Below are 22,898 nucleotides of genomic sequence, written 5' to 3'. Positions count from 1 at the left end.
GCAGGCAGGGCGCGCCCTGCCTATGCTTATCGAGAGTAAAGGTGCTGGTACGTGGACCAAAATGAAAGTCGATAACCGAAACTAACATCTGACTTAATCACTATCACGGTATCAAATCCATCCGCTTAGTCTCTCCCCCCAACCCGATCACCGCGACTACCGCCACCATAATCGATACGCAAAACAGACTAAAAATCAGCGTTATCGAGCTATTCATTGCCACCAAATACCCCACCATTAGCGGCCCTAAAATACCGCCAATACGACCAATAGAAGCAGCCATCCCCGCACCCGTACCGCGAATCGCGGTTGGGTATTGCTCCGGGGTATAGACGTATAACGCCCCCCATGCGCCCAGATTGAAGAATGACAACAGCATGCCAAAAATCAACAGTTGAGCAACGGTATCGGAAACGCCAAAGAAATAGGCTGAAGCCGCAGTTCCCGTCAGATAAGTCGCCAGCACAAACTTACGCCCGTAACGATCAATCAACCATGCGGCGGTGAAATAACCCGGAAGTTGCGCCAGCGTCATGATCAACACGTACTGGAAACTTTTCACCAGACTAAAGCCCTTCAGCATCACAACACTGGGTAACCAAAGGAACATGCCATAATAAGAAAACACCACGCAGAACCACAGAACCCACAACATCAGCGTTGCTTTACGATAGTCACGGGACCAAACAGCGGTAATATTACTGATAATTGAAGGTTTAGCCTCTCCGGTTTCTGCCCGTTTAAAACGCGGTGAGTCCGGCAAATTCCAGCGCAAATAGATGGCATAGAAGGCAGGTAGCGCGCTGATTAGCATCGCAACACGCCAGCCATAGTTTGGAATGATAAAGTAAGCGATCAGCGCCGCCGCCAACCAGCCAAACGCCCAGAAGCTTTCCAGCAGAACCACAATGCGCCCGCGCTCGTGTGATTCAACGCTCTCTGATACCAATGTCGAGGCGACCGGCAGTTCCCCACCCAACCCCATACCAATAATAAAACGCAGCACCAACAAAGCGGCCAGCGTCGATACCAAAGCCGTTAGCCCACTGCCGATGCTAAACAGCAGCAGTGTGACAATAAATGCAGATTTGCGCCCGGTACGATCCGCCATAACGCCAAATACAAACGCCCCTACCGCCATACCGATAGAGTTAATACTGCCAATCCAGCCCATTTGTTGAGCCGTTAGCCCCCAGTCTTGTTTCAGCGCTGCCAACAAAAATGACAACAGCCCGACGTCCAATGCATCAAACATCCACCCCAGACCGGCAATCATCAACAGCTTATGTTTAGACACGTTTTTTTGAACCCGCGTCTTTTGTGAAGTCGTCGCTTGTGACACCTGAGTTATCCTCATAAAGTAGAGTTTCAACACCTGTTCTGACAGGCAGAAAATATCGGCGCGGATTGAGCATAGAACAATTTTTATCAATCCGCAGATTGATAAACAAAGGCACACCTCCGGATATCCCTTTTGGTATATCACATTGTGCCGTTACAGTTTTCTAGAAATAAAAAAAGTGATGACAACATCTGAGCTATCTAACCACCCATTTTCCATCTTTGAAGGTAATTTCGTTCTGTAGTAGTATCCTTCGCAACTGTTTTTATTTCCGTTGAGCTTATTGATGGACCAACAATATCAACACTGGTTATTCGCCCTGTCGGCCCCGATGGTCGCACTCAACATTGAGCACGGGGCGTCTTACATTGCGCCAAACTTCTATCCAAACGATTCTTCTCTGGATTTAAAAGAAAGCTGGGGTATCGATTCCAGAGAAACATTATTCGATACCATTACCCACATGATCGACCACGGTCATGCTGAAGAACTGTCCTATCCTTACTATTTATGGCACCAGCTAACACCAAATCGTTGGCGGGAATATGCATCCCAACAGGAAGCGTCACGTCAGGTATTATTGATGTTTGTAGCCGATACCGCGCTAATGTGCAGCTCAGGCGGGATCCGAGCTTGGGATCTGTGCCGAATGAGCTTTCTGTGCCGTATTGGTGTGTTAAATCAGTGGATAACCGAACAAGAGAGCCTGTGGTTTCACTGCCGTATCGCCCAGCGTGCTCGCCACTATTACGCCAATTGGCAAGAGTATGCTTCTGGTTTTTTGATTGGCAGAACTTTCTGGCTATCCATCAGTGAAGAGCAGCCAGAACTCCAACATTACGCTCTGCACAGTAAAGGTGCGCTGGACTCAAATATGACTATGGTACGATATCTGTTTACTGAGCCAAATAGCCCCTATCAGCATCTCATATGGGACATGGATCCTGCAGAGTTGGAAATGGAAAAGCCTCAGTCGCTACAGAAGGTTGACTGGTCATGAATCAAAGCTGTTGGGATATATTAGGCATAGAGCCCACGGACGATCAGGAAATCATCCGTAACGCTTACCGTAAAAAATTACCTGAATATCATCCGGAGAGCGATCCTCAGGGTTTCCAAAACCTGCGTCAGGCTTATGAACAGGCCAAAAAAGGGACTCTGTCAGACTTCATTCCTATCTCGGCCCTGAATGATACCCCAACCCAGCCAATGGCTGAGACGGCGCAAGAACGAGAAACACCGGAACCACACCCTGAGCAGCAGGCCATTAATCGACTGATTACGGATCTCGAAGCGCTACTAAACGATCCTAATCAGCGCTATCAATCGGATGCATGGCATCAATACATTCAGAAAATTGATAGCCACTCTATCGAGGTGGCTAATCAGCTACGCTGGCAATTGCTGATGATGTTGTACAACACCAGCTATGTCTCCAGAGACTGCGTTCAAATTCTGGCGGAACGTATGCGCTGGAAACAGCGGATTACGGAGCTAAGAGGCGAAAACACCGAACATCTGGACGATTATCTCGACTATATTGCCAAAGGCGATATCTTTGATATGACGCTGCTTTCTGATTTGCCGCTAGCGGTACAAAATGCCAGCGTAGAATATATCAACTCGATTAATTTCCTGTTTTGGGAAAGGCCAGCCTGGATGTTGCGAGACTACCTGCTGCAACCGATGGTCATCTACTGGCCTGATTCCCCGGAGGTCATGGAGCTACGTTGCCGTTGGTACACCGTTGCCAGTATAGGTTCTGAGCAGCTCAGCGACTATTGCCTGCAACAGTTGACCAAAGATCCGGATAATAGTGACTGGCTTTATTTGTATGCTTCCCAATGTTCCCTGTCCGGCCATGATGATATAGCGCTGCCGTTTTGGATCCGCTTGTATAACGCCGAACGCCATGCCACAGCCGAGGCCTGGATATTAACCTGGTGCGTTAATCATGCACCTGAGCGTACCCCGCTACTGATTCAGGCGCTGGACAATGCCCAATATCTCCCAGCCGATGGTGTCGCCATTGACGCACCGGAACAGCGTTATATCACCCCGACCCAAACCACTAAAACCTTGCTGCGCTGGGGAGACGTGTTACAAAGCCCTATGCCGCAGATAGCCCTGGATTACACTAACTGGCGGCTACATAAAGAGACGTCAATCACCATGATTCGCCATCTGATTCTGGATGATGGCAGCGATCCGGTGGTACATCTCTATCGCCATGCCAGCATGCTCAGGTTAGGCAATGAAACCCTGTTACAGCAAATCATCGATGAACCGGAAAGTGGCGATTTGTTAGATGACCTGATTCTGAGCCGATTCAAGCACCAAGCCCAGCAACGTTTAGCCTGGTTGAAAACATCCACGGTCATTCAGGCATTCACGCATTGGCTATATGCCCCTCAGCCAGAGGCGCTACCGGCAGAACTGGCACAGCGCGATTCCGAGGCTCATTTACAGTGTCTGCATTGGTTGTTGCAACGGCGATGGATGCCCAATGAACAGTTAGAACGTTTGACCAACAGTGAAACTTTTGGCAACAACCTAGAAACCATCACTGACTGGATTAGCTTTATTGCCCTGAATAACAGCGCATCACTGCCGGAGCCTGACAATAATCAGGATTACTGGCAATGGTGTCGTGAGTGCTATGCGCTGGTTCTGCTATTGGAAAAACCGGCAGAATCACTACCTATGCTGATACAGGCAAAAAATATAGCACCAGAGGAGCGACATCCGCTTTATGAATTCTGTCAGTTAATTAACGACCTCGATCCACAGCAGGATGATATCGTCGATCAATATCGGGATAAGCTGACGTTGAGCCATATTCTCCAACATCACTCATGGACCCGACTGCCAATTACACCAGAAAATTATCTGGAAAATCCGCAGACCACTCGAACCTACTCTATCGACCATTTTTATATCAGCAACCCAGAATGGCGAAAGCTTATTGAGACATCCTCAAATATCAATCAAATGGTATTCTATGCCACCTGTGGCTGGTTCGGTATCAATAGTCGGGAAAAACGTTTCATCACGCTGATTGAGGAAATGCAACTCAGCAATGAGGCAGAACAGGCATTACAAAGCGCATTGCTCAACGCAAAGCCTTATAATAAAATCAATGAAATAAGTAACCTGCGACTGAAAGCGCTGATTAGCGAAATGCTGAATATGCGCCGTAATCCTAACCACTCGCTCTCTGAAAACAATCAAAAAATGTTACTGGACTGCCAGCAAAACACCAATGAAGATATGACGCTGCGTTTGGCGGCTAAATTATTGCAGCAGGAATCTCGCTATCGCGCCAAAAACCTGGGCAAATATGCAAAAAATCCCAGTAAATTTTGGCAATTCTGGCGTCTCAACACGCGTCTTAATGCCTCTGGATATATAGCGCAGTTGCTATTTGGCACTATAATGGCGTTTAGGCTTTTTGACGTAACCTCCCACACATTTATTGTCGCCACTGACAATCTATTCTTCATTGCACTACTTGGCCTCAACCTATTCAGTGCTTCAATGCGACGAGGAAACGATCTGGGACTCAATTTATTTTCCACTATAGGCGTCGCTTTGATTTCATTTATTCCTGTAGTACTCATTATTTTACTTGTCACTCAGAGTACACCGAAAACAACTGAAAACGGCCCACCATCAACAAAGTGGTTTAACCTATGATCACGGTTGTCCTTCGGCAGCAATAAAGTGAACTCTAAATTACTTTAATTAAATCTGATAGTTATATTTTATCGGCATCTTTCCTTAACCGGATGCCGATAGCCCGCCACTCATTGTCCACATTCGATGATCTATTCTTAATCAGCTACCCTGAAACTTATTTCTGGAGGTCAATCTGATGAAACTTAACGATCCAACGTTGTTTAAACAGCAGGCATTTATCAACGGTATCTGGCTGGATGCCAGCAGTAAAAACCACCTTGAGGTGTTCGACCCCGCCACCGGTGAACGCTTGGGCTTGGTGCCCGATATGAATGAAAACGATACGCTGGTTGCCGTGGAGTCCGCTCGTTTAGCACTGAGCGGCTGGAAAGCGTTACCTGCACAGCAACGTTCAATACTGCTGCGTAAATGGTTCGATTTAATGATTGAGAACCGCAAAGACTTAGCGATGATCATGACCCGCGAACAGGGCAAACCGCTGGCAGAAGCCGAAGGTGAAATTCGTTACGCCGCTTCCTTTATCGAATGGTTTGCCGAGCAGTGTAAACGGACCAATGGTGACGTGATCCCATCACCTACAGCGGACAAACGCCTGATGGTGATAAAACAACCCATCGGCGTTTGCGCTGCGATTACGCCGTGGAATTTTCCGGCCGCAATGATCGCGCGTAAAGCAGCGCCAGCACTGGCTGCGGGCTGCACTATGGTATTAAGACCCGCCAGTGAAACACCTTATTCCGCTTTCGCTATGGCAGAATTAGCCCAACGGGCGGGTATTCCTCCCGGCGTATTTAATGTAATAACAGGGCGCTCCGGCCCGATTGGTGGCGTACTCACCGCCCATCCTGACGTCCGCAAACTCACCTTCACCGGTTCGACCGAAGTGGGTCGTCTGTTGATGCGGCAGAGTGCCGAGACCATTAAGAAAGTATCACTGGAATTGGGCGGCAATGCGCCTTTTATCGTGTTTGATGATGCGGATATTCCCGCCGCCGTTGAGGGGGCGATTGCAGCCAAATACCGTAATGCCGGGCAAACTTGCGTTTGTGCTAACCGCTTCTATATCCACCGTGATGTCTATTCTCCCTTTGCTGAACAGTTCACTCGTCGGGTGAGTGCGCTGAAAGTGGGAAACGGGCTGGATGAAGGGGTGAATATCGGCCCGATGATTAATCAGAAAGCGGTGGAAAAAGTACAATCATTGGTGGATGACGCGCTTTCCCACGGGGCCAAAATGTTAACCGGTGATAAGGCCCATCCACTAGGCGGCAACTTCGTTAATCCGATGGTATTGGGTAATGTTCCTGAGGGGGCAAAGCTATTGGATGAAGAGATCTTTGGTCCAGTTGCCCCGTTGGTGATTTTTGATGATGAAAAACAAGTGATTCATTTGGCTAATAACACTATTTATGGGCTGGCAGCCTACTTCTACAGTAAAGACGCTGCCCGTATCTGGCGCGTTAGCGAAGCTCTGGAATACGGTATGGTCGGCATTAATACCGGTTTGCTGTCTAACGAAGTGGCACCGTTTGGCGGTGTAAAACAATCGGGCTTGGGCCGCGAAGGCTCCGAGTATGGGATTGATGATTATTTGGAGTTGAAGTATATGTGCCAAGGGGGATTATAGCTCTGTTGAGATTTTTAAATTGGAATTTGAGGTAACTCCGGCTGTAATGTCGGCTGTAATTATAAGGTGCTTATATTTATATTGTGCTCGGCCGGGAGACCATCTGTACTTGAGTCTGGAGTGCATTGCGCCTAGCCGGGCGACGGGCAGTGATGAAACACCTTAAGGTGTCTTCATCCTTCGGGCCAGCGCTTGCGCCAAGCCGCCCCCACGCCCGCCCCTCGCGAAGATTGGCTTTGTTAACGAGAACAAAGTCATCAACTCAATATATCTTTAACGAATAAAACTAAATATATATTACAACTTCATCGAGTTCAGGTAGCCGATGAGTCTGTCTCGTACTTGGGTGATCTGTTCTTCTTTGTGTTCGACCAGAGTTTGGTCGAATTCTTGTAGCCAGATGCCAATTTGAATACGCTGTTCGCCGAGTGACTGAGACCAAGCGCGCTCTAGGCGGGCCAGTAGCACACGGTTTGGGATGGCTTCTCGTTGGTGAATTTTCAGCGCTTTGAGTCGGTCATGACTGGCCTGCTTTTGGCTGTCGCTTAAACCTATCGGGCTGTGGTCGATGACTTTAGAGTAGCTGCTGCCGGTTTCCAGCATGTTGACATCCACCTCCAGCAGTCCGTTGATATCGTAGCTAAAGCGGATATCCAATGATTGAATACGACCATTGGGTTCTACCGGAACTTCAAACGATTCCACCAGAATATTGTTATCTACCCGAGGGCTTTCTCCCTGATAAACCGCCACGCGAATGAATTGTTGTTCAGGGTGGTTGGTATAAAAGGTTTCCACCCGGGAGGTGGGTACCACGGTATTACGTTCAATAATCGGTGAGAAGATACCCGAGGTTTTATCGTTACTGGTTGCAATACCCAGCGAATAAGGACAGACATCCGTCAGAATAACTTCGTCAATATCTTCATTACGTAGGCGGCTGGCGGCTTGTACTGCTGCCCCTAACGCAACAATGGTACTGGCATCCAGATGCTGATGGGGCATTTTGCCAAATAAACGCACCACCATGCGCTGGACGAGGTTCAGGCGAGAAGCGCCACCGACCAGCACCAGATTATCCAATTGGCTCGGCTGTAGGCGAGCATCATTCAAGGCTTGTTCAATGGGGGCTCGGAGGCGATTCAGCAGCGGTAACCACAGTTTTTCAGCCTGTTGATCGTCAAAGCTATAGTTCCATTCCTTATCCTGCCAGTGCCAGCTCAGTACGCTTTCCTGATTATTCAGGCCGCATTTGAGCGCTTCGGCACTGTCATTCAGGCGAGCCATCGCTTCCGGTGTAATGGTGCTTTCATCCAGCTTCCACTCTTTCAGGCAGGCTTTTACCAGCGCGTGAGTAAAATCCTCCCCGCCTAGGTAGTTATCACCGGCAGAAGAATGGACTTCAATCAGAGGCAGTGCGTATTCCAGTACGGTAACATCAAAAGTTCCACCACCCAGATCAAACACCAGCGTGCGCCCAAACTCTTGGGTGTGTAGGCCATAGGCCATTGCGGCAGCGGTCGGCTCGTTGATTAGACGAACCGCATTTAGCCCAGCCAGTTCAGCAGCAAACCGCGTTTGTTTGCGCTGTTCATCGCTAAAATAGGCAGGAACCGAAATCACGACATCGGTAATCAGTTGACCTAACCAAGCCTCGGCATCAGCTTTAAGCGATTTTAGTACTAGCGCTGAAAGTTCAGGTGCAGTGAAAGTCTTATCCCCTAGTTTGTACTGGCGATTGCTTCCCATATAGCGTTTAAACAACGATGCTGTTTTAGTCGGGTGAGTTGTCAGACGAGACAATGCCGCCCGGCCAATCAGGATAGAGTCATCCTCATCAACACTGACGGCGGAAGGGGTTAGGTATTCCCCCAGCGCGTTAGGGATCAGATGGGCTTTGCCATCTTGCCAAACGCTAATAAGACTATTGGTTGTCCCTAAATCAATACCGATTGCCGGTATTAATGCCTGCTCTCCGTTCATGACTCTCACCTTGTTTAATTTCTTAGTACAGCATCATATCGGGGGACAAGCGATCAATCAAATTCAAATAATGTAGATAAGGCTTTGTGTTGTTTATGTTATTTTTGTTATTTGTAATGTTTGTAATGTTTGTAATGTTTGTAATGTTTGTAATGTTTGTAATGTTTGTATGATTCGGGTAACACTAAAACCGTCCGTCACTATTTCTTCTGGATAGATGTTGTTACCATCTGAACGTTGGTTAAAAAACTCCACCGGAGGATCCGTGCGAAAAGCCCTTAGCGTCTTTTTCCCCCTGTATACCACGACCATGATCATGCTACTAGGCTCCGGACTGCTGACGACCTATATCTCTCTACGGCTCGCATCAACCAGCGTCAGCGGTGCCTTTATTGGCGCCATTATTGCCGCCAACTATATTGGTCTGGTGATTGGGGGGAAGATCGGCTATTCATTGATTATCCGAGTAGGGCATATCCGTACCTACGTTTCCTGTGCCGGTATAGTTACAGCCGCGGTGTTAATGTACGGTATCACCGAAATTCTGATGACATGGGCGGTTCTGCGGCTGATTATTGGCCTGTGCCTGATGTGTCAGTATATGGTGTTGGAAAGCTGGTTTAACGATCAGGCGGAACCTAATCAACGGGGGGTCGTATTTGGATTTTATATGGCAGCCTCTTATTTAGGAACGGCACTGGGGCAGATTGTTTTAATCCTGCAACCAGACTTAGGCATTCAAACCCTGCTGATTATCGCCCTGTGTTTCTCACTTTGTCTGGTTCCTATTGCCCTGACCACCCGCAGCCACGTACAGCAGATTTCACCGGCCCCCATGGAGCTGCGTTATTTTATTGGCTCGATTCCCAAGGTGCTGGCCTCTATTGTGGTGATCGGCATGGTGGTGGGTTCCTTTTATGGCTTGGCACCGGTTTACACCAGCCAGCAATCCCTTTCTACTGAACAGACAGGGATGTTTATGTCGGTCTCTATTTGTGCCGGTCTGATTGCCCAACTGCCTTTTAGCTGGCTTTCCGATCGTTATAACCGGCTAGTCTTATTACGGATTATTGCCCTGTTGCTAGCATTAGCCGCATTACCATTAGCCATATTGCCCCATATCTCTTTTGCGCTTCTACTGGGGATTGGATTTGTAGTAGGTACGCTACAATTTACGCTCTATCCTCTGGTGGTGGCGCTGGCGAATGACCTGATTGAGTCAGAACGCCGGGTCTCGCTGGCGGCCTGTTTACTGATGTCATTTGGTGTAGGTGCCAGTATCGGCCCTCTCATTGTCGGCGCCTTGATGCAACCGCTAGGGGGTAATATTCTGTATGCTTTCTTTGCACTCTGTAGTTTAGTGTTGGTGTTGCTTAGCCGTACGGCAAAAAAACAGGAAGTGCACTATGTGGAAGATGCCCCATTACCCCATATTGCCATGCCGGACAGTCTGATGAGTTCTCCGTTGTCACCCGCCCTGAACCCCAGTTTTGATGAACAGATGATTCAGGACAGCATGCCAGCACCGGAAATTATTAGCCTGCAAGAGGCTGACGGTTCTGACGGCGAGTCAACAAAGAGCGTCTCTGTTATTGATAAGAATGTCGACCCTCCTGTGACTATCATTCGCGAGCATCATGAACAGGAAGATAAGCAAAATCAGGGCGACAACGCTGATGGGCTGGAAAAAGCCTACTCGCGGGTATAACTAATTGACTGATAAATGAGAAACACCATGCCCAAACCGATCGAACTCGACACTCAACGCCTGCGGCTGCGTCAATGGCAGCCTAAGGATCGCGCCCCTTTTGCCGAACTGAACGCCGATCCAGAAGTGATGAAATATTTTCCCACTACTTTAGACCGGGCCACCAGCGATGCGATGGCCGATCGCTGTCAGTCGTTAATTGCTGAGCGAGGGTGGGGGCTATGGGCCGTTGAGCTGAAATCTGACGGGCAATTTATTGGCTTTGTCGGGCTAAACATTCCAACGAATGAGCTTCCCTTTTCTCCCTGTGTGGAAATTAGCTGGCGGCTGGCAAACGCTTTTTGGGGACAAGGATACGCCACGGAAGCGGCAAAACACGTACTACAAGTCGGTTTTGAACAACTTGAACTACCAGAGATTGTCGCTTTCACGACCATAGCCAATCAGCGTTCCAGAGCGGTGATGGAAAAGCTGGGAATGACACGAACACCCGACGATTTCGAACACCCGGCACTCGCTGAAGGCCACCCGCTACGGAAACACTGCCTGTATCGGATAGCATCAAAACCATAAACATGACGCTGGCGATCAACGGATCGTTGAGGCCAGCGCAATAAAGAAAAAAATCCGTTAGCCATGTCAGGCACTAACGGACGAAGCGCTACAGGGTGTAAAAATCCTGCGGGTACATGCAATTATGCTTCTACAGTTAAATCAACTACGGTTGCATCTGGTGCATTATTAACGACAGAAACAATGCCAGCATCCCGTGACTGTTCAGACGTATAAGTCTGACTGGTACCGATCACCTGACCATTAGAGGCTTTTAAATTGAAAGAGAACTTGTCATTAGACGTCACTTTCTTCTCAAAGTATTTACTGTCCTGAGAGTGGGTTTTCACCGACTTGATACCATTCTGGCAGTTAGCTTTGGCGGTATAGCCTTCACTACCCAGAATGATCTGTCCATTACCTGCTTTTAAGCGGAAATAGAATTCGTTGTTCTTACTCAGAAAAATTTCAAATTTTGCACTCATTGTCGACTCACCTTTTAATTAATCCATCTTATTGATAGCGACTACATACCCTCATGCTGCGATCGGATAAGTTCCTTAGAAAGAGCAAACACAAACTGAAAAAACGCTTTTTCTAACCGATACACAGTAAGCATAGTTGATGGTATTAGCTCTGGTGGGCAATACGAAAAGAAAAATAATTAATTTTTTTAACTAATTAATATTTATATAAAATTATAAATCGATGATGACAATTTCGCCGATTAGGACAGAATAAATAACGCTAACGTGTGGGTGTAAAGCTCAATCACTATTCCTCGTCACAATACGCAGCAACACCACGGATGTTTGCATGGTCAATTATTAAATTAATGTTAAGATTGGTGTCTAACTGTGCTTTATAATGAATAAATAGGTAAAGAAACAGTTATAGTAAAAGACAAATCATAACGATGCTGCATCTCATCAGTCTTTAATAATTACCCTCTATCTATTCCGGGGTATCACGGCCTCACCCTGTACCCCCAGAAAAGGACACGATAATGGACGAACAATTCAAACAAAGCGCTCTTGATTTTCATCAGTTTCCTGTACCAGGAAAAATTAAAATAACGCCAACCAAACCACTCGCTACCCAGCGTGATTTAGCGCTGGCCTATTCCCCAGGCGTTGCTGCACCATGCTTAGAAATTGCCGCCGACCCTCAGGCATCTTACAAATATACTGCCCGCGGCAATTTAGTCGCGGTAATTTCTAACGGCACCGCCGTACTGGGCTTGGGTAATATTGGGGCTCTGGCTGGAAAACCCGTCATGGAAGGCAAAGGCGTACTGTTCAAAAAGTTCGCCGGTATCGACGTATTCGATATCGAAGTTGATGAATCTGATCCGGATAAGCTGATTGATATTATCGCGTCTCTGGAGCCAACCTTTGGCGGTATCAATCTGGAAGATATTAAGGCACCGGAGTGTTTCCATATCGAAAAAGAACTGCGCAAGCGCATGAAAATTCCGGTGTTTCATGACGACCAGCACGGCACGGCCATTATCTGTGCCTCGGCGGTCTTAAACGGTCTGCGGGTGGTAGAAAAAAAAATCAGCGATGTCACGCTGGTAGTGTCCGGTGCCGGAGCGGCGGCTATCGCCTGTTTGAACCTGCTGGTTGCATTGGGCATGACCAAAGAGAACATCACGGTTTGTGACTCACGCGGTGTTATCTATCAAGGCCGCGATGAGAATATGGAAGAAAATAAAGCGCTTTACGCAGTGGTCGATAGCGGTAAACGCAGTTTGGCTGACGTGATTGACGGTGCGGATATCTTCCTTGGCTGTTCAGGTCCTGGCGTGTTAACGCAAGACATGGTGAAAGGCATGGCGAAGAATCCATTGATTCTGGCCCTAGCTAACCCGGAACCAGAAATTCTGCCGCCGTTGGCTAAAGCAGTACGTCCTGATGCTATCGTCTGTACTGGTCGTTCGGATTATCCGAATCAGGTAAACAACGTTCTGTGTTTCCCATTCCTGTTCCGGGGTGCGCTGGATGTGGGGGCTACCGTAATCAATGAAGAGATGAAGCTGGCTGCGGTACGGGCTATTGCCGATCTGGCACTGGCAGAACAGAGCGATGTGGTTTCTTCTGCCTATGGCGATCAGGAACTCTCTTTTGGGCCGGAATACCTGATACCAAAGCCCTTCGACCCGCGTCTGATTGTAAAAATTGCGCCCGCGGTGGCGCAAGCGGCGATGGATTCTGGGGTGGCTGAGCGTCCAATTGCCGATATGGATGCCTATGTTGAACATCTGACTCAGTTTATTTATAAAACCAATCTATTTATGAAGCCAATCTTCTCTCAGGCAAAGAAAACACTGAAGCGGATTGTGATGGCTGAAGGAGAAGAGGAGCGCGTACTGCATGCCACGCAGGACATTGTTTCTCAGGGGCTCGCATACCCAATTCTAATTGGTCGCCCAAGCGTGATTGAAATGCGCGTCAAAAAATTGGGTCTGCAAATCGTTGCGGGTAAAGATTTTGAGATTGTGAACAATGAATCCGACCCGCGCTTCAATGAGTACTGGAATGAGTACTATCAGTTGATGAAGCGCAAAGGCGTTTCTCGCGAACAGGCTCAGCGCACGGTTATTGGCAATCCAACCCTGATTGGCACCATTATGGTCCAACGCGGTGAGGCTGATGGGCTCATTTGCGGCACCATCGGCAGCTATCATGAACATTATGAGGTGCTTAAAGGGGTGTTTGGCTATCGTGATGGGGTGAATACCGCTTGTGCTATGAACGCCATTATTCTGCCAAGCGGAAATACCTTTATTGCCGATACCTATGTTAACGATGACCCAACGCCGGAGCAGTTGGCAGAAATCACGCTAATGGCTGCGGAAACCGTGCGCCGCTTTGGTATCGAGCCTAAAGTCGCACTACTGTCGCACTCCAGTTTTGGCACCTCTGACAGCCCAAGTGCCCGTAAAATGCGCCGGGTACTGGAGCTGGTGAAACTGGCCGCGCCGGAGCTGGAAATTGATGGTGAAATGCACGGTGATGCTGCTCTGGTAGAAAGCATCCGCAACGACGTGATGCCCGACAGCCCATTGAAAGGTGCAGCAAATATTCTGATTATGCCCAATATGGAATCGGCTCGTATCAGCTATAACCTGCTGCGGGTTTCCTCTTCGGAAGGGGTGACCGTGGGTCCGGTGCTGATGGGGATTTCCAAGCCGGTACATATTCTGACGCCGATCGCCTCCGTCAGACGTATCGTAAATATGGTGGCGCTGGCGGCGGCTGAGGCACAGACTCAGCTACTGTAGCCAATATAATGTGGTTGTTCTGACTGCATTTACCTTAAACTGAAAGTCCGAAAATAGTCTTATTTTCGGACTGTTACTGATTCGTCTCATCACTTGACCTTATCGACCATTACTACACTTATCACTTCTTTTACCGTTGTCTTATTTCTACCAAGGTGAGATGAGCGGATGGTTAAGGGTAATCCATAAAAAAACCGGTCTAAACAACAGACCGGTTTGATTATTAGAACGACCCTAAATAGCAATCGTTCTGTTTGGTTAGTGCATTACATCATGACATGCACGGTGTTTTCTACCAAGATTTCAACGTTTGAAGCAGAGTTAGTCCAGACGTTATAGGTATTGCCAGCGTACTGATGTTCGCTTTGTGACATAACCCAAGGTTCGTCTGATTTTTCTATCGAATCTCCCGCATCGTCATAAGCAGTCCACTGACCTCTTACACCAAGATCCAACGTACTACTATCATCGCCGTTAACAACAATCGCCTTGTTTCCACCAGTGATTGATAACTCTTCAGACCCCAGACGTAAGACATCTTCCCAATGAACGACCATGGTGTTATGACCGCCATCCCTCAGATCGAAGATCTCTACTGAACTCAGTTTCGTATCTAACGCTCCCAAATCCAACAGATTGTTATGGCCACCTACAACTAACGTATCAATCCCCTCGCCACCAGAAATATAGCCAAATTTCGCTGACAGCAGGTTAATAACATCGTTACCTGCACCAGCAATAACTTGATCGCCTGGGCCAACATAGAGGAAAACATCGTCACTCGGACTACCCACTCTGTATGTGTAATCAAAGTCAGTATCCAACACGATAGTGTATGGTGCGCTTGGTGCTGAGACATAACCTGTAGAATCAACCGCAACAGCCGTAAGCTGATTTTTACCATCCATCAACTGTGCAGATTGCAGGCTCCATGTACCATCTGCTTCTACTGCCGTACGACCAATCTCATGATTACCCGTTCCGTCATTAGAGTAGACAATGACATTATCTCCCGCCGTCCCCGTACCGCTAATCATTGGGCGACTGTCGTCAGAAGTATCACCATTAATAACACGGCCAGTAACGTCACCTTTCTGGTCATCCACACTAGTGATGACCAAATTATTGACGTAAGAAGAAGGGAAATCAGTCATCAGGACAAAAGCCTCTGATGGGGCACTGATATTGCCTGCTTTATCGACTGAAACCACAGTAAACTGATGGCTCTCATTATGCAGACGTGGTGTAAAGCTCCATTGGCCGGTTTCTGCATCAGCAGTAGCAAGACCCAGTAATTCACCGCCATCGTAAACTTTAACCGTACTGCTTTTCTCAGCCTTACCGGTTAGGGTTGGCGTTGAATCATCAGTAGAGCTACCGCTGGTTAGTGCATTTTGAACTAAGCCAACATCATCCAGTGCAAACTCAATAGTTGGAGTAACAGGCGTAACGGTATCCACTACGAACTCAAATACCGAACTCTTTATCTCTACATTATGCACAGGGTCTTTTAGGTAAGCCACTATGCTATGAACACCCTCGCCAAGATCAAAATCTGGCGTGAAGTTCCATTTACCACTAGATTGTACATAGGCCTCACCCAACAACGTTTCACCATCATAAATAGTAATAACATTGCTAGAGAAAGACGTAATACCAAAGAATGTCGGACGCGCATCATTCACTAAATAATCAGATGACAGAAGCTCGCTATTGATATCGTTGACAGCAACAATATTGAACTTCCAACCAACAAGGTCCGGCTCAATATAGTTAATAACACTCAGATCCAGAACCGCCGCATCACTCGTTACGCTAGTATTACCTGCGCTATCCGTTACCGTCGTGGTGAACTGATGAGAGCCCGCCGTTGGCGCTTCTGATGGAACAAATATCCAGCTTCCATCAACACCGACTTTAGTATCACCCAGCTTCGTTGCACCATCATACACGGTGACGATACTGCCAGCTTCAGCTTTACCCTTAAACACCAATGAATTGTATTCATCCATAAAAATAGGTTTGTCTGAATACTCACGGAGATCCCCGTAATCACCATATTTAGCCGTGATAGTCATATCAACGACAGAATTTGGTATCGTAGAGCCTACAATATCTGTTTCTTCCGGCAGTTCCGGAGGCGGTGGCATAATACAGACAAATAGCAGATTCAGAACAAAATCGTTTGACGACTCTCTGACATATCCACTCACATCGGTAGCAGTTATTGTAAAGGTATGCTGACCGTCAGGTAATGACGCTGATGGCGTAAAGCTCCACTCGCCGCTACTGTCTGTCAGGGTTGAACCTAACAAAATGCCACCATCATAGATAGCCACAACACTGCCTTGAGCAGCTTTACCCATCAAGGTTGGTGGAGTGTTGTTATCAAGTGCACCACCATTATCCACCGACCCTATATTCACTCCCGTACTATTCCGGGCGAATTCGATAGTTGGCAGAACTGGTGGCTCCACTGGCGGTGGCATAATGCAAATATCAGCATCAATTATCACAACAAACTCAGATGATGGGCTACTTTCGTTACCTGCTTTATCATTAGATACCGCGGTAAAAGCATGATCGCCAAAACCCAGTTCAAATGATGGTGTGAAACTCCATTTGCCCGTGGTGCTATCTGCCACAGCAGAACCCAAGATGACGTCACGATCGAAAATAGCCACGGTACTGCCCTTCTCGGCTACACCATTTAGCGTTGGTGTAACGTCATTAGTAGCAGTGCCGCTACTCAGATCGCTGCGGAAATCTGCAGAGACTGATTCGATGGTTGGTGCGACTGGTGGGGTAGTATCAATAACAAAAGCATATACTGAGGTAGGCGCGCTGACATTACCGCTCAAATCGATCGACACTGCAGTGATGTTGTGTTCGCCCTGAGTCATACCTCTAGCTGGCGTAAAGCTCCAATTACCATTAGAGTCCGCCTGTGTTGAGCCTAACAGGTAGCCATAGTCATAAACTTTAACAAGAGCAGCCGGTCTAGCAAAACCCATCATTTCCGGACGGGTCTCATCAGTGACACCATTAGGTACGATGTTACCAGTAAACTCTCCGGCATTATCAATTAAGCGGGTAATACTGACCATCCCAGTACAGCAGCCGCCAATATCCAGATTAACCGTTTCGCTGGCCCCTGAGATATTCCCAGCCTTATCAGTAGCAGTAACATTGAACTGATATTCACCTTCAGGCAGACCTGTGGCCGGAATAAATATCCAGTTACCATCGCTATCCACCGTTGTGCTACCAATAATCTCAATACCGTTGTAGATCGTCACTATACTGCTGGCTTCCGCCTTACCGCTAAAGATTGGCTTGTTATCATCAGTAGTATCACCATTTGTCAACGGACCGGTCACTGCGCCTGTATGATCGGTAATCACCAGATTAACTAATACAGGTGCGGTAGTATCTATCACGAAGTTGAAGCTATTGCTACTCGAGGTGATCTGACCAATGGTGCTGGTAACCGTTACCGAGATATTATGCTCTCCGTCAGCCAATGCCGTAGTCGGAGTGAATGACCACTTACCATCAACACCAATAATAGCAGAACCGATTACCACATCATGGTCGTAGATAGTAACCACACCATCAACAAATGCTGAACCAGTGATGGTTGGTAAATTATCATCAATTACATCACCTTTAGATAAAGATCCGGTGATCATCCCAACATCGTCCAGCACCATGTCAATTACTGGTGGCCTTATTCCGCCACCTACAATATAAATTAGGTACGCAGCGCTTGGAATTGAAGAATTACCACCTGCATCAACTGCTACTATCGTCAGTTCATTACTACCAGGCAGTAGCGGTGTCGCTGGCTGTAGGCTCCATGTACCATCGGTATTCACGGTTGTACTGCCAATCTCATAGTTACCAGAATGGTCTTTGGTGTAAAGAACAATGATGCTACCCGCTGAACCTGCAATACCACTAATAATTGGACGAGAATCATCAGAGTTATCACCTGATTTTACATTACCAGTAACGGCTCCTACCTGATCTTCTACGCCAAGAATCGTTATAACTCCAGGGCCAGGAGCAGGAATATCTACAATCAAATCAAACGCTGTTGATGGCAGGCTAACATTACCGGCCGCATCGGTTGAAGTAACTGTAAAATGATACACTCCATCAGGTAACGAATAATCGAAAGTAAAGCTCCATTCGCCCGTTTCAGCGTCAGCAACGACTGAGCCATAGAGATTAGCTTCGGCATAGATTTTTACTATGCTGGCTTTTTCGGCTTTGCCTGTCAGGGTTGGTGTAGCGTCAAGGGTAATGCTACCGTTGCCCAGAATACGCGGCACTGAACCCACATCATCCAATACGGATTCGATGGTTGGTACAACCGGCTCTTCCGGCATTGGTGGATGGATATGCAGCTCAGGATCCACGATAACCGTAAACGCGGTTGATGGAATGCCAACATTGCCTGCCGCCGTAAAGACGTGCTCACCAGCTGGCAACTCTGCTGCCGGGGTAAAGCTCCACTTACCGTCGCTGTCCGCTACCGTTGAGCCTAACAGGATGCCATTATCGAAAATGGTCACCACACTGCCATGCTCTGCCGCGCCTTTCAGCGTTGGTGTAGGGTTATTAACCGCCGTACCGTTATTCAGTTCACCACGGAAGTCCGCAACAACGGATTCAATAGCGGGTACAACCGGCTCTTCCGGCATTGGTGGATGGATATGCAGCTCAGGATCCACGATAACCGTAAACGCGGTTGATGGAATGCCAGCATTGCCTGCCGCCGTAAAGACGTGCTCACCAGTTGGCAACTCTGCTGCCGGGGTAAAGCTCCACTTACCGTCGCTGTCCGCTACCGTTGAGCCCAACAGGATGCCATTATCGAAAATGGTCACCACACTGCCATGCTCTGCCGCACCTTTCAGCGTTGGTGTAGGGTTATTAACCGCCGTACCGTTATTCAGTTCACCACGGAAGTCCGCAACAACGGATTCAATAGCGGGTACAACAGGATCAGAGCCATTGAGCATCAGTTGGAATGTTACAATCTCGGATGGTTGGCTGATATTACCCGCTTTGTCCATCGAAGTGGCATAAACATCATGGTCACCATTACTCAATACTGGTTGTGGAATAAATTCCCACTTTCCTGACGCATCAGCAACCGTCTGACCGATTACCTTACCGTTATCAATAATGGTAATGGTACTTCCTGACTCGCCTGTACCGAAGAACCACGGATTATAGTCCTCATCATCCAGACTACGCGGCCCATCTTCTACATTGAATCCATCTACATAAACGCGAACATTAATACTAAGCAGAGGTTTTTCCGGCGCAATCGTATCCACTGTCAATACAAAATCACCCGACGGCACACTTAAGTTACCGGCAGCATCGATTGACACAACATGGAACTGATGCTCGCCATCGGTTAGTGGTGCAGTTGGCGTAAAGTTCCACTGACCACTACTGTCAGTGACTACTGAACCCAGTAATACGCCATTTCCATACACTTCCACCACACTGCCTGAATCGGATTTACCGGTCAGAGTCGGAGTGGAATCATCAGTGAAGTCACCGCTGCTCAGGATACCCTGCACTGAACCCACATCATCCAGTACGGATTCAATGGTTGGTGCAGATGGAGGAACAGTATCAACAGTAAACTCATACTCTGAGGTTGGTTGACTGATATTGCCGTTTGAATCGGTCGCTATTGCAGTAATGCGGTGCGTACCATCGGCTAACTCCATGACCGGTCTGAAATCCCACTGACCATCAGAACCCGCGATGGTTGAACCCAGCAATACAGCACCATCGTAAACCTTAACCGTACTACCGGCTTTAGCCGTACCAACGATTTCCGGACGAGCATCATCCGTTACACCGTATGGCACGATGGCACCCATGATATAGCCAACGTTATCAATCAGTTGATTAATCGATACTAAGATAATAGGCATAGTATCAATAGTGATATTGAATGCTTCTAGTGACTCATTGACGTTACCAGCAATATCCGTTGCCTTAATGGTGAATGCATATTGACCATCTTGCAGCGCTGACGTTGGCGTAAAGCTCCAATGACCACTACTGTCAGTGACTACTGAACCCAGTAATACGTCATTTCCATACACTCTCACCACACTGCCTGAATCGGATTTACCGGTCAGCGTTGGAGTGGAGTCATCAGTGAGGCTGCCATTGCTCAGGATACCCTGCACTGAACCCACATCATCTGATACGGATTCAATGGTTGGTACAACCGGCTCTTCCGGCATTGGTGGATGGATATGCAGCTCAGGATCCACGATAACCGTAAACGCGGTTGATGGAATGCCAACATTGCCTGCCGCCGTAAAGACGTGTTCACCGGCTGGCAACTCTGCTGCCGGGGTAAAGCTCCACTTACCGTCGCTGTCCGCTACCGTTGAACCCAACAGGATGCCATTATCGAAAATGGTCACCACACTGCCCTGCTCTGCCGCGCCCTTCAGCGTTGGTGTAGGGTTATTAACCGCCGTACCGTTATTCAGCTCGCCACGGAAGTCCGCAACAACGGATTCAATAGCGGGTACAACCGGCTCTTCCGGCATTGGTGGATGGATATGCAGCTCAGGATCCACGATAACCGTAAACGCGGTTGACGGAATGCCAGCATTGCCTGCCGCCGTAAAGACGTGCTCACCGGCTGGCAACTCTGCTGCCGGGGTAAAGCTCCACTTACCGTCGCTGTCCGCTACCGTTGAGCCTAACAGGATGCCATTATCGAAAATGGTCACCACACTGCCCTGCTCTGCCGCGCCTTTCAGCGTTGGTGTAGGGTTATTAACCGCCGTACCGTTATTCAGTTCGCCACGGAAGTCCGCAACAACGGATTCAATAGCGGGTACAAGTAAAATCGGCTCGTCTGGTGTTACTGGCTCACCAGCTATATCAATAGTGAACATAAATGAATTTGACAACTCACTCACATTACCAGCAAAGTCAGTTACACTCACCGTAATACTATGAGCACCGTTACCCAAAGATTCACTCGGTGTGAATACCCAATGACCTTCATCACTAACAGGTACCTGACCAATCAGCACACCATTATCAAAAATAGTTACCGTGCTATTCGGTTCACCTTCACCCAGAAAAGATGGATTTTGACTGTCAGTGATACCGCTAATAGTCGGCTGTTCAGGTGCGATGGTATCTACCTTAAACACAAAAATATTAGACAGTTGACTGCCGTTACCGGCCTCATCTACTGCGGCAACGCAAATACTATGCTCGCCTTCGCTCAATGCCACTTCAGGTGTAAATGTCCAGTGACCGGATTGATCCGCAATCACGCGACCTATAACTTCACCATGATCGGTGATAGTAACGGTGCTTCCTGGCTCACTCTGACCGTTGAGTGTCGGTTTGGCATCATTAGTATTACCGCCCAGCAAGATCTCACTGTTCAAGTCGCTAACAGAACCCAGTACGGCATTAATTATTGGCGTTTCTGGTGCTGTGATATCCACTTCAAACACCATCAACTCTGCTACAGCACTTTGATTACCAAGCTTATCAACAGCAACCATAGTGATATGATGCTGGCCTTCGGCTAAAGGTTGATCCGGCGTGAAACTCCACTTACCGTCTGCTCCGACCACGACTTGTCCAATGACATGACTACCGTCGGACATCGCTGTAGCATTATCGGCCATAAGTAAATGCTTGCCGCTTTTACTCATAACGATTTGTTGACTTACCGTAGTGTCATCCATAAAGGTAATAACACTACCCGGCTCACCTTCTCCAGAGAACGTCGGCAAACTACTGGCAAGCTTTGTTCCTGTCAGAATAGAACCTGACTGGCTATCAACCACAAGACTACTGGCTACTGGCTGAGCTGGAGCAGTAGTGTCATTAGCAGCATCGGTAACTTCTGTTGGGGTCGGCAAAGGTACCGGCTCAGGTTCTGATTGAGAGACTGGTTCAGATCCTGTTTGAGAGACCTGTTCTGATTGCGGAACCGGTTGAGATTCAGGCTGAATGGCTAGCTGCAATGGTGATGAAGAAAAGGAACTATCATCATCCTCATTATCTTCATTATTATCGTAAATGGCATAGCCCATTCCACCAATCACCGCCGCACCTAAAAACCATGGCCATGACGACATTAGGCCATCGCTATATTCGACGCTATCAAACAAGTAGCTACTATCACCCAGTGAAGAGCCACCCAACGCTGCCGAAGTAGAGCCTTCGTTAGCCAATGCATAACCGTCACTCAAGGCATCAGTAGTAATGTAAGAATATAGCTGCCCATCTTCAGCGATGCCCAGTAATGGTTGCTGATTACCCGAAACATAGTAATCATCAATAACAATGGCAGGATTTGTATCGTCTTCTAAAATAACGTGCAAATCGTTACCATGTCGTTTTAACGTCACATGCTCAGGGGAATGGTTGTTATCTTGATTTTTTAAGATGTACTTGTGCCCATCTTGGATTTTAATCTTAGCGGGGTTGTTTGAATCAAGAGTTATAACCTGAGAGCTAGAACCCCCAGAATTAACCAGTAAACTAATATTTTTACTCATACGAGAATAGACTCCTTATCCATTACTCATTTTTTATCGCCAGTTGAGAACTTCGCTCTTAACAGAACGCTACTCAATTTCATGTTCTGAAACTGGACTTCCCTTTTATTGTTATT

Annotated in this window: 10 protein-coding genes; 6 read left to right on the top strand and 4 right to left on the bottom strand. The window is 47.7% G+C overall.

Translation table 11 applies throughout. The features are described 5' to 3' along the window. Positions 1-103: 103 nt before the first annotated feature. Positions 104-1,276, bottom strand: coding sequence for an MFS transporter (locus tag HYN51_RS00190; protein ID WP_407936361.1), 1,173 nt, complete (start codon positions 1,274-1,276; stop codon positions 104-106). Between the two features lie 352 nt (positions 1,277-1,628). Here HYN51_RS00190 and HYN51_RS00185 point away from each other — a divergent pair, with 352 nt between their 5' ends. From HYN51_RS00185 to HYN51_RS00175, 3 genes are all read left to right on the top strand, one after another. Further along, a complete protein-coding gene (locus HYN51_RS00185; protein ID WP_108900997.1) occupies positions 1,629-2,342 on the top strand; it encodes a DUF1266 domain-containing protein in 714 nt (237 codons plus the stop codon). Then, positions 2,339-5,038 (top strand): J domain-containing protein, encoded by a 2,700-nt coding sequence (locus HYN51_RS00180; RefSeq protein WP_108900996.1) that lies wholly within the window; start codon positions 2,339-2,341, stop codon positions 5,036-5,038. Before HYN51_RS00185 ends, HYN51_RS00180 begins: the two co-directional genes overlap by 4 nt. A gap of 178 nt (positions 5,039-5,216) precedes the next feature. Then, entirely contained in the window at positions 5,217-6,668 is a 1,452-nt protein-coding gene (locus tag HYN51_RS00175) for an NAD-dependent succinate-semialdehyde dehydrogenase (protein ID WP_108900995.1), read from the top strand. A 297-nt stretch (positions 6,669-6,965) separates the two neighbouring features. Here the strand turns inward: HYN51_RS00175 and HYN51_RS00170 are convergent, their stop codons facing one another. Then, the gene (locus HYN51_RS00170; RefSeq protein WP_108900994.1) at positions 6,966-8,651 is read right to left on the bottom strand and encodes a molecular chaperone HscC; all 1,686 of its coding nucleotides are present in this window, start codon (positions 8,649-8,651) and stop codon (positions 6,966-6,968) included. Positions 8,652-8,916: 265 nt separating this feature from the next. On the opposite strand from HYN51_RS00170, the gene HYN51_RS00165 reads away from it, so the two are divergent. Next, on the top strand, positions 8,917-10,359 hold the full coding sequence (locus tag HYN51_RS00165) for an MFS transporter (RefSeq protein ID WP_108902105.1): 1,443 nt from the start codon (positions 8,917-8,919) through the stop codon (positions 10,357-10,359). A 27-nt stretch (positions 10,360-10,386) separates the two neighbouring features. Then, positions 10,387-10,932: a GNAT family N-acetyltransferase gene (locus tag HYN51_RS00160; RefSeq protein WP_108900993.1), complete on the top strand. Its 546-nt coding sequence runs from the start codon at positions 10,387-10,389 to the stop codon at positions 10,930-10,932. 122 nt (positions 10,933-11,054) lie between these two features. Here the strand turns inward: HYN51_RS00160 and HYN51_RS00155 are convergent, their stop codons facing one another. After that, positions 11,055-11,396, bottom strand: a complete 342-nt coding sequence (locus tag HYN51_RS00155) for a YegP family protein (protein ID WP_108900992.1) — start codon at positions 11,394-11,396, stop codon at positions 11,055-11,057. Between the two features lie 521 nt (positions 11,397-11,917). Here HYN51_RS00155 and maeB point away from each other — a divergent pair. Next, on the top strand, positions 11,918-14,197 hold the full coding sequence (gene maeB / locus HYN51_RS00150) for an NADP-dependent oxaloacetate-decarboxylating malate dehydrogenase (RefSeq protein WP_108900991.1): 2,280 nt from the start codon (positions 11,918-11,920) through the stop codon (positions 14,195-14,197). 266 nt (positions 14,198-14,463) lie between these two features. Here the strand turns inward: maeB and HYN51_RS00145 are convergent, their stop codons facing one another. After that, a complete protein-coding gene (locus tag HYN51_RS00145; protein WP_108900990.1) occupies positions 14,464-22,782 on the bottom strand; it encodes an Ig-like domain-containing protein in 8,319 nt (2,772 codons plus the stop codon). Positions 22,783-22,898: the final 116 nt, after the last annotated feature.

Source organism: Limnobaculum parvum, assembly GCF_003096015.2.
Lineage (GTDB): Bacteria > Pseudomonadota > Gammaproteobacteria > Enterobacterales > Enterobacteriaceae > Limnobaculum > Limnobaculum parvum.
The sequence above is the reverse complement of the archived record's forward strand: the minus strand, read 5'-3'. Positions and strand labels throughout refer to the sequence as shown.